This is a genomic window from Paracoccus angustae (assembly GCF_042648745.1).
Taxonomy (GTDB): domain Bacteria; phylum Pseudomonadota; class Alphaproteobacteria; order Rhodobacterales; family Rhodobacteraceae; genus Paracoccus; species Paracoccus angustae.
On the sequence record NZ_JBHRXY010000010.1, the window covers coordinates 101,527 to 110,301 of the forward strand.

An 8,775-nucleotide genomic window follows, 5' to 3' on the forward strand; every position below is an offset into this window, starting at 1 on the left:
ATGACAGGGGCCAAGTCCACGAAAGGCCCCCGCCCTTGCTGCGCCCCATTCTGTCCTTTTTCGGTGCCATCTTCTCGTGGTTCGTCACCGCGAGCTTCTTTATCGCGCTGACCCTGGGCGCGATCTTCTGGATCTATTCGCGCGACCTGCCCAGCCACGAGACCCTGGCCCAATACACGCCCAAGACCATCAGCCGGATCTATTCGGGCGAGGGGATGCTGATCGACGAATTCGCCGAGGAGCGCCGCCTGTTCGTTCCCATCGAGGAGATTCCCGATCTGGTGAAGCACGCCTTCATCAGCGCCGAGGACAAGAACTTCTACAATCACCCCGGCTATGACGTGCGCGGCATCGTCGGGGCGGCGTATCAGGCCGTTGCGTCGCGCGGGTCGTCGGTGCGCGGCGCGTCCACGATCACGCAGCAGGTGATGAAGAACTTCCTGCTGTCGTCCGACCGCAGCGTGGAACGCAAGGTCAAGGAACTGATCCTGGCGTCGCGTCTGGAACGCACGCTGTCCAAGGACCAGATCCTGGAACTGTATCTGAACGAGATCTTTCTGGGCCAGAACAGCTTCGGCGTCGCCGCGGCGGCCCAGACCTATTTCAACAAGTCGCTGGCGGAACTTGCCCCGCACGAGGCCGCGATGCTGGCCGCCATGCCGCAGGCGCCGGGCCGCTATCATCCCGTCCGCGCCAAGGAGCGGGTGACCGAGCGGCGCAACTATGTGCTGCGCGAGATGTGGCAGAACGGCTATATCGACCAGGCCGTCTACGAGGCCGAGGCCAAGCTGCCGCTGAAATCGGTGCAGAACGGCGATTATCCGGCCTTTCAGCAGCAATTGCCGCCGCGCGATTATTTCACCGACGAAATCCGCCGCCAGCTTTCCGCGCAGTTCGGCAACGAGGAATTCTTCGGCGGCGGCCTGACCATCCGCGCCACCCTGAACCCCGACCTGCAAGGCGCCGCCGCCGACGCGCTGCGCGAGGCGCTGGAGGATTACGACCGCAGCACCGGCATCTGGCGCGGCACCCGCCAGACGGTCCCGGCCGGGCAGCTGGAGGACGAGGCCGCCTGGCGCGGCGCCCTGTGGCAGGCGCAGGTTCCGCGCGACATTCCAGGCTGGCGCCCCGCCGTGGTGCTGGAACTGGGCGAGACCGACGCCCGCATCGGCATCGAGGGCATCGAGGAGGACGCCGACGGCCACTGGATTCCGGCAGCCGACGTGCAATGGGCGCGCAAGCGCGGCCCCGACGGCAGGCTTGGCCCGCGCGCCCGGGTGGCGGGCGATCTGGTCGCCGTGGGCGACGTGGTGCTGGTCCGCGCGATGACGCAGGACAACGACGGCAGCTTCATCCGCTGGACCCTGCGCCAGGTGCCCGAGGTTCAGGGCGGCTTCATGGCCATGGACGTGAACACCGGCCGCGTGATGGCGATGCAGGGGGGCTTTTCCTACCAGTCCTCGGTCTTCAACCGGGCCACGCAGGCACAGCGCCAGCCGGGGTCGTCCTTCAAGCCCTTTGTTTATGCCGCCGCGCTGGACAACAACTATACCCCCGCCACCATTGTCGTGGACGAGCCGATCAGCATCAACACGCCTTTCGGATTGTGGGAACCCAAGAATTCGTCGGGCAGGCATTACGGGCCCACGCCCCTGCGCACCGGCATCGAGATGTCCAGGAACCTGATGACCATCCGCATCGCCCAGGACATCGGCATGGAGCGGGTGGCGGAATATGCCGAACGCTTCGGCGTCTATGACGACCTCAAGCCGTTCCTGGCCAACGCCCTCGGCGCGCAGGAAACCACGCTGTTCAAGATGGTGGCGGCCTATGCCATGTTCGCCAACGGCGGCGAGCGGGTGGAACCCACGCTGGTGGACCGCGTGCAGGACCGGCGCGGACGCACGATCTATCGCCACGACCAGAGGGTCTGCGAAACCTGCGGCCGGCAGGCGCTGCCGGCGGGGCAGGGGCCGGTGATCGACACCAACCGCGAACGGGTGATGGACGCGGTGACGGCCTATCAGCTGACCTCGATGCTGGAAGGGGCGGTGGAGCGCGGGTCGGGCAGCGGGGTGGATCTGCCGGTGCCCATCGCGGGCAAGACGGGCACCACGAACGACGCCAAGGACGTATGGTTCATCGGCTATTCGTCGAACATCGTCGCGGGCTGCTATCTGGGCTATGACCAGCCGCGCAGCCTGGGCGAGAACGCCTATGGCGGAACGCTTTGCGTGCCGGTCTTCAACGCCTTCATGCGCAAGGCGGTGGCCGAATTCGGCGGCACCGATTTCGCGGTCCCGCCCGGGGGCTATTGGGTCAAGATCGACCGCACCACCGGGCAGCGGCTGTCGGACGACGCGACGGGGCCGAATGTGGTGGCCGAATATTTCCGCGACGGCACCGATCCCGACTGGGGATCGCCGCTGATCGTGTCGGGCTTCGGCGACGGCGAGGTCATCCTGCCCTGGGAGGCCGGGGCCGGATCGGGATCGGGAACCGCCATCACCACCTCGACCGGGGAACGCAAGGTGATCCCGCGCCAGACGGATTTCGGCACCATGTCCTCGGGCGGGCTTTACTGATCGGTGCTGCCCCGCGGGCTGTCCGGCTTGCCTCCGCCATGCGCGGGCGTGCTGATCACGCGCACCATCCACAGGATCACCACCGCAAGCCCGGTGCCGATCACCGCCAGCAACCCGTCGCCGGTCCCCGAGGCAAGGCCCACGGCCCCCGCCAGCCACATCGACGCGCCGGTGGTGACGCCGCGCACGCTGCCGCCGCTGAAGATGATGGAGCCGGCGGCAAGAAAGGCCACCCCCGCCGTCACCGCCTCGATCAGGCGCAGGGGGTCGATCCGCAGCACGTCCTGTTCCCTGGCGGGGAAGTGCGCCAGTTCCATGGCCACGATCGTGAACATCGCCGCCGCAAGCGCGATCAGCATATGCGTGCGCAGCCCGGCCGCGCGGGCGCTGATCTCTCGTTCCCAGCCGATCATGGCGCCAAGCACAACCGCCAGGCCAAGCCGCATGGCGACGCCGGACAGCGGCAGCGATTGCAGGGGCTGGAACAGATCCAGGATCGGGTTCATGACGGAATGCGACGGTTTCGTGACGATTGCCCAACCTAAGCCGGGGCGCGGGGTTGCAGCAAGGGGGGCCGCCGCCCTTGCCGCGCGCGGCCCGCCGCGTTATCACCCCTGACCTGACGCCAGCCTTAAGGATCCTGCCCATGCGCGCCGAGACGCAGTCCACCATCGAGGCCATCAAACGCTCTCTGACCCTGCTGGGCCAGCGGATGGACTGGCAGACCGCGCCCCACCGGCTGGAGGAGATGAACGCCATGATCGAGGCGGGCGACCTGTGGTCCGACCCCGCCCGCGCGCAGAAGCTGATGCGCGAACGCCAGGCCCTGTCGGACGCCATTGAAACCTATCGCCGCATCGACGCGGATCTTTCGGCCAATGCCGAGATGGTCGAACTGGCCGAGGCCGAGGGCGACCCCGAACTGGTGGCCGAGGCCGAGGCGAACCTGAAGGCGCTGGCCGAAATGGCCGCGCAAAAGGAACTGGAAGCCCTGCTGAACGGCGAGGCCGACGCGAACGACACCTTTCTGGAAATCAACGCGGGCGCGGGCGGCACGGAAAGCTGCGACTGGGCGTCGATGCTGGCGCGCATGTATGTTCGCTGGGCCGAGAAGAAGGGCTACGAGGTCGAGCTTCTGTCCGAGACGGCCGGGGACGAGGCGGGCATCCGTTCCGCCGCCTACAAGGTCAGCGGGCACAACGCCTATGGCTGGCTGAAATCGGAATCGGGCGTGCATCGGCTGGTCCGCATCAGCCCCTACGACAGCGCGGCGCGGCGGCACACGTCGTTTTCGTCGGTCTGGGTCTATCCCGTCGTGGACGACAACATCGAGATCGACATTCCCGACCGCGACATCCGCATCGACACCTATCGGTCCTCGGGCGCGGGCGGCCAGCACGTCAACACCACCGACTCGGCGGTGCGGATCACCCACCTGCCGACCGGGATCGTGGTCACGTCCTCGGAAAAGTCGCAGCACCAGAACCGCGCCAACGCCATGGCCGCGCTGAAGTCGCGCCTGTATCAGATGGAACTGGACCGCCGCAACGCCGAGATCAACGCCCAGCACGCCGCCAAGGGCGAGGCCGGCTGGGGCAACCAGATCCGGTCCTATGTCCTGCACCCTTATCAGATGGTCAAGGACCTGCGCACGGGCGAGGAAACCAGCGACACCCAGGGCGTTCTGGACGGCGACCTGGATGCCTTCATGGCGGCGACCCTGGCCCTGGATGTGGCGGGAAAAAGCCGGGCCGAGGCCAACGCCGAGGACTGACAGCGCGGGGCGGGCGCCGGACGGTCCGCCGGACAGCCCCGGCCTCCGGCCCGATCACGGTCGGCGCCCGGACCGGATCGGGGCGCGCATCGCGGCCGGCAGATAGTCCGGCGCCTCGGGCGGGCCGATGTCATGATGGCGCCGCCAGGCCGGTCCCGCAGCGGGGCGCCGATGTCCCGGCCTGAGTCCCGGCCTGACACGAAGATCCCGCGCAGCGCCCGAGGCGGCAGGTCGAAGAAGGCCGGACCCGTTGCGGCGTCATCCGGGCGCGCCAGCACTCCGGCGCCGCCCCGGCCGCGCGGTCAAGCGTGATGTCCTGGGGCACCGGCCCCCTTTGTGCGCAGGCCGGACAGCCAGGCGCGTCGTTCGCCGGGCCTGGGGCGACGGGGATAGGGCATCGGCACGGCGCCGGTCCGGCGGTGTTCCGCGAACGGCTTGCGGCTGGTGCGAAGCCGCTTATGCTGCATCCGCAACATGGACCCGGACGAGACGGCGATGGACGAAAAGCGCATCAACCTGGCCTTGCAGGGCGGCGGCGCGCATGGCGCCTTTTCCTGGGGCGTGCTGGACCGGCTGCTGGACGAGGACTGGCTGACGATCTCGGCCGTCAGCGGCACCTCGGCAGGCGCCCTGAACGGGGCGGCGCTGAAGGCCGGGCTGTCGCGGCAAGGGGGCCGGGCGGGACGGCTGGCGGCGCGCGCGAACCTCGACCATCTCTGGGCGCGGGTCGGACAGATCAGCGACAACCGCATCGTGCGCTGGATGCACTCGCTGATCCCCACCCCGCGCGGCCTGGACCGGCTGACCGAGATGTTTTCGCCCGCGGCCTGGCTGGACAGCGTGACGCGCATCTTCAGCCCCTATGACTATGGACCCTTCTACGTGAACCCGCTTGCCTCGGTGCTGCGCGAACTGCCCCATCCCGATTTCAGCAACACGCGCGGACCCCAGCTGTTCGTGGCGGCCACCAATGTGCGGACCGGGCGCATCCGGGTCTTCACCAACGCGGCAGCGACGCCCGACGCGGTGATGGCCTCGGCCTGCCTGCCCAACCTGTTCCGCGCGGTCGAGATCCGCGACCCCGAGACCGGGCATCTGGAGGCCTTCTGGGACGGCGGCTTCACCGGCAACCCGGCGATGTTCCCGCTTTATGCCCAGCACCTGCCGCGCGACATCGTGATCGTGAACATCAATCCCCTGCTGCGCGAGGGAATCCCGCGCACCCCCGCCATGATCGCCGACCGCGTGAACGAGGTCAGCTTCAACGCGTCGCTCATGTCCGATCTGCGCGCGATCAACTTCGTCAAGCGCCTGTTCGCCGAGAACCGGTTGCAGAACCGTGCGATGAAGAACCCTCTGGTCCACATGATCCTGGACGACGTGCTGATGAACGACCTGACCGCGCGGTCCAAGCTGATGCCCGCCCCGGGCCTGCTGGCGCGCATGAAGCTGGCGGGCCAGACCGCCGCCGACAGCTTTCTGCGCGACCACGCGGATGCCTTGAACCAGCGCGACACGGTTGACCTGCCCGCGCTGTTCGCGGGATCGGGCGTCGTCGGCTAGCCCCAAATCGGCACTGGTCACGGCGTTTGCGGGGCGCTAGAAGGCAACCCGGCGGGCGGTTAGCTCAGTTGGTAGAGCGCCTCGTTTACACCGAGGATGTCGGGGGTTCGAGTCCCTCACCGCCCACCATTTTTCCAACGATTTAAAGGGTCGGAAATCTCGTCGTCGGGCGTGTTCCCAATCCATTCGGGCGTGTTCCCAATCTCGGGGATCAGCAGCAGCGTCTCGCTGTTCATGTGCTTAACCTCCGCACGTCTTGCGTAGTGCCGCGCCATCTTCTCGGACAGGTGCCCGAGCATGGATTTCACCCGCGCAATCCCGCCGAACAGGGCAGGGTTCCGGGCGACCGCGTTGGTGATCTGCGTGGCGTTCGTGTGCCGCAGCCCGCGGAACGTCGGCGCGAAAGCCCCCTCCTGATACTCGTCGTTCCGGTCCGGGCGCAGGCCGAGGCGGATCAGATCGCTGCGCCAGGAGGCCCCGAAGCCACTGGCCGTCCAGGGTCGGCCCCGCGAATCGGTCAGCAGCGGGCGGCGCACGTCGATGATGCCCGTGCGCGCGGCTCGTTCCGCGTCCAGGATCGCCAGCACCACCGGATGCAGCGGCACCGGCACCGCGTTGCCGGTCTTGCCTTGCCGCAGATACCAGATCGCAAGGTGATCGCCGAGGTGGGCGAGAAGCTGTTGGACAAGATCAGGAAGGGCGACACCGCGTCGATCTTCTTCTTCCTCAAGACGCAGGCGGGCTGGCGGGAGACGAACAAGCTGGAGGTCAGCGGTGCGGACGGCGGGCCGGTGCAGACGCTGGACGTGTCGAAACTGTCCGACGCGGCGCTCGCGGAAATGCTGGCGGTGGCCGATGCTCAAAAAGAGGAACTTCCCGGCGGTTGATCTGATCGCGCTGGAACGTGAGGCCTGCCGCCGCTCGCTGGCGACCTTCGCGCAGCGCGCCTGGCACGTGCTGGAGCCTGCCACGCCGCTGCGCTGGGGCTGGGCTCTGTCTGCAATGTGCGACCACCTGCAAGCGGTTTCGCGCGGTGAAATCACCCGCCTGCTGATGAATGTCCCGCCCGGCACCATGAAGTCGCTGCTGACGGGCGTGATCTTTCCGGCCTGGGAGTGGGGGCCGGCGGGAAAGCCCGAGAAGCGGTTCCTCTCGACCGCGCACATGCAGACGCTGGCAATCCGCGACAACCTGAAATGCCGCCGCCTGATCCAGTTGGAGTGGTTCCAGTCCCGCTGGCCGGTCCAGCTTCAGGACGACAACAACGCCAAGCTGCGCTTCGAGAACACCGCAACCGGCTTCCGCGAGGCCATGGCCTTCACGAGCATGACAGGCGCACGGGGCGACCGGGTGCTGCTGGACGATCCTCTCTCGGCTGCGGACGGGAACAGCGATGCCGCGCTCCTGGCGGCGGAACTGGCCTTTCTCGAAACCCTGCCGACCCGGATCAACAACGACCATTCGGCGATCATTGTCGTGATGCAGCGCCTGCACGAGAGAGACACATCCGGGCTGATCCTGTCCAAGGGCCTGCCCTACACGCACCTGTGCCTGCCGATGCGCTTCGAGCCTGACCGGCGTTGCGAAACGAACATCGGCTTCCGCGACCCGCGCATCAAGGACGGCGAACTGCTGTTCCCCGAGCGGTTCCCGGAAGCGCAGGTGGCCGAACTGGAACGCACCCTTGGCAGCTATGCCACGGCGGGCCAGCTTCAACAACGCCCCGTCCCGCGCGGCGGCGGCCTGTTCAAGCGCGAGTGGTTTGGCACGATCCCGGCCCTGCCGGTCGGCTGCCGTTTCGTGCGCGGCTGGGATCTGGCCGCGACAGAGGACGCCGAGGCCGCCGCGACGGCGGGCGTGCTCATGGCGCAGGCCCCGGACGGGCGGTTCATCGTCGCCGACGTGGCCCGCGCGCAGCTTGGGCCGATGGGCGTCGAGCGGCTGATGCGCGCCACGGCGGAGCAGGACCGGGCGGCGCACGGCGCGGTGCGCGGGTCGTTTCCGCAGGATCCGGGACAGGCCGGCAAGGCGCAGGCGCAACACCTGCTGCGGCACGTGCTGACGGGCTTCGACTATCACTTCTCGCCCGAAAGCGGCGACAAGGAAACCCGCGCGCTGCCGCTGGCGGCGCAGGCCGAGGCGGGCAACGTGTTCCTGCTGGAAGGTCCGTGGAACGCACAGTTTCTGGACGAGATCGCCCTGTTTCCGATGGGCAAGTGGAAAGACCAGGTGGACGCGGCATCAAGGGCGTTCACGGAATTGACAACCAAGCGCCAGGCGTCGTCGTCGTCGGGCACGCTGCGAGGCTTCTTCTAAATGGCAATCGACAGCAAGCACCCGCAATTCACGCGGGAACGGCAGGACGAATGGCGGCTGATGCGCGACAGCATGGACGGCGAAAGCGCCATCAAGGCCCGCGGCGAGGTCCACCTGCCCATGCCAGATGCCTACCGGCGGATGGATGACTGTGGCCGCCTTGCCTATGCCGCCTATCGCGACCGCGCGGGCTTTCCCGAACTGGTCGCGCCGGCTGTCAGCGGCATGATCGGCGTGGCCCATGCCAAGGAAATCGGCATCGAGATCCCCGACGCGCTGGCCTATCTGTGGGAAAGCGCGGACGGGCAGGGGATGCCCCTTGAGGAACTGCACCGCCAGATCACCCGCGAACTGCTGGTAACGGGCCGCTATGGCCTGCTGGCCGATGCGCCCGCGGGCGGTGGCGAGCCGTATCTGGCGGGCTACATCGCCGAGAGCATCATCAACTGGGACGCGGGCCTATCCTTGGCGATGTAAGGCGGCCCGTTGTCGGTCAGCATTTCGATTGTCGCTGGCGCACGCAGCGCCCTGACCCGT

At 67.7% G+C, this 8,775-nt stretch carries 8 protein-coding genes and 1 tRNA gene; 7 read left to right on the forward strand and 2 right to left on the reverse strand.

Annotated elements, in window-relative coordinates:
* The first annotated feature begins 35 nt into the window (after nucleotides 1-35).
* Complete coding sequence (locus ACFOM8_RS13360; RefSeq protein WP_377762107.1) at nucleotides 36-2,585, forward strand: penicillin-binding protein 1A; 2,550 nt, start codon at nucleotides 36-38, stop codon at nucleotides 2,583-2,585.
* Here ACFOM8_RS13360 and ACFOM8_RS13365 read toward each other — a convergent pair.
* On the reverse strand, nucleotides 2,579-3,091 hold the full coding sequence (locus tag ACFOM8_RS13365) for an MgtC/SapB family protein (protein ID WP_377762108.1): 513 nt from the start codon (nucleotides 3,089-3,091) through the stop codon (nucleotides 2,579-2,581). The genes ACFOM8_RS13360 and ACFOM8_RS13365 overlap by 7 nt on opposite strands.
* A gap of 140 nt (nucleotides 3,092-3,231) precedes the next feature.
* On the opposite strand from ACFOM8_RS13365, the gene prfB reads away from it, so the two are divergent.
* The 3 genes from prfB to ACFOM8_RS13380 all read left to right on the forward strand — a co-directional run bounded on the left by prfB (nucleotide 3,232) and on the right by ACFOM8_RS13380 (nucleotide 6,051).
* Nucleotides 3,232-4,359 (forward strand): peptide chain release factor 2, encoded by a 1,128-nt coding sequence (prfB, locus tag ACFOM8_RS13370; protein WP_377762110.1) that lies wholly within the window; start codon nucleotides 3,232-3,234, stop codon nucleotides 4,357-4,359.
* 474 nt (nucleotides 4,360-4,833) lie between these two features.
* Nucleotides 4,834-5,922, forward strand: coding sequence for a patatin-like phospholipase family protein (locus tag ACFOM8_RS13375; protein ID WP_377762112.1), 1,089 nt, complete (start codon nucleotides 4,834-4,836; stop codon nucleotides 5,920-5,922).
* A 53-nt stretch (nucleotides 5,923-5,975) separates the two neighbouring features.
* A tRNA-Val gene (locus ACFOM8_RS13380) sits at nucleotides 5,976-6,051 on the forward strand.
* Here ACFOM8_RS13380 and ACFOM8_RS13385 read toward each other — a convergent pair.
* Nucleotides 6,039-6,533 carry a hypothetical protein gene (locus ACFOM8_RS13385; protein ID WP_377762114.1) on the reverse strand — a complete coding sequence of 165 codons (495 nt, stop codon included), beginning with the start codon at nucleotides 6,531-6,533 and terminating at the stop codon, nucleotides 6,039-6,041. The genes ACFOM8_RS13380 and ACFOM8_RS13385 overlap by 13 nt on opposite strands.
* 42 nt (nucleotides 6,534-6,575) lie before the next feature.
* On the opposite strand from ACFOM8_RS13385, the gene ACFOM8_RS13390 reads away from it, so the two are divergent.
* Genes ACFOM8_RS13390 through ACFOM8_RS13400 form a run of 3 tightly spaced genes read left to right on the forward strand, consistent with a single transcriptional unit; the run spans nucleotide 6,576 to nucleotide 8,715 of the window.
* Nucleotides 6,576-6,809 (forward strand): hypothetical protein, encoded by a 234-nt coding sequence (locus tag ACFOM8_RS13390; RefSeq protein ID WP_377762115.1) that lies wholly within the window; start codon nucleotides 6,576-6,578, stop codon nucleotides 6,807-6,809.
* The gene (gene terL, locus ACFOM8_RS13395; protein WP_377762117.1) at nucleotides 6,778-8,238 is read left to right on the forward strand and encodes a phage terminase large subunit; all 1,461 of its coding nucleotides are present in this window, start codon (nucleotides 6,778-6,780) and stop codon (nucleotides 8,236-8,238) included. Before ACFOM8_RS13390 ends, terL begins: the two co-directional genes overlap by 32 nt.
* Nucleotides 8,239-8,715, forward strand: coding sequence for a hypothetical protein (locus tag ACFOM8_RS13400; protein ID WP_377762119.1), 477 nt, complete (start codon nucleotides 8,239-8,241; stop codon nucleotides 8,713-8,715).
* Nucleotides 8,716-8,775 lie beyond the last annotated feature (60 nt).

What these genes read in the sequence shown, in the direction of transcription:
- ACFOM8_RS13365 (WP_377762108.1), bottom strand. Translation starts at nt 3,091, where the DNA reads ATGAACCCGATCCTGGATCTGTTCCAGCCCCTGCAATCGCTGCCGCTG.
- prfB (WP_377762110.1), top strand. Translation starts at nt 3,232, where the DNA reads ATGCGCGCCGAGACGCAGTCCACCATCGAGGCCATCAAACGCTCTCTG.
- ACFOM8_RS13375 (WP_377762112.1), top strand. Translation starts at nt 4,834, where the DNA reads ATGGACCCGGACGAGACGGCGATGGACGAAAAGCGCATCAACCTGGCC.
- terL (WP_377762117.1), top strand. Translation starts at nt 6,778, where the DNA reads ATGCTCAAAAAGAGGAACTTCCCGGCGGTTGATCTGATCGCGCTGGAA.
- ACFOM8_RS13400 (WP_377762119.1), top strand. Translation starts at nt 8,239, where the DNA reads ATGGCAATCGACAGCAAGCACCCGCAATTCACGCGGGAACGGCAGGAC.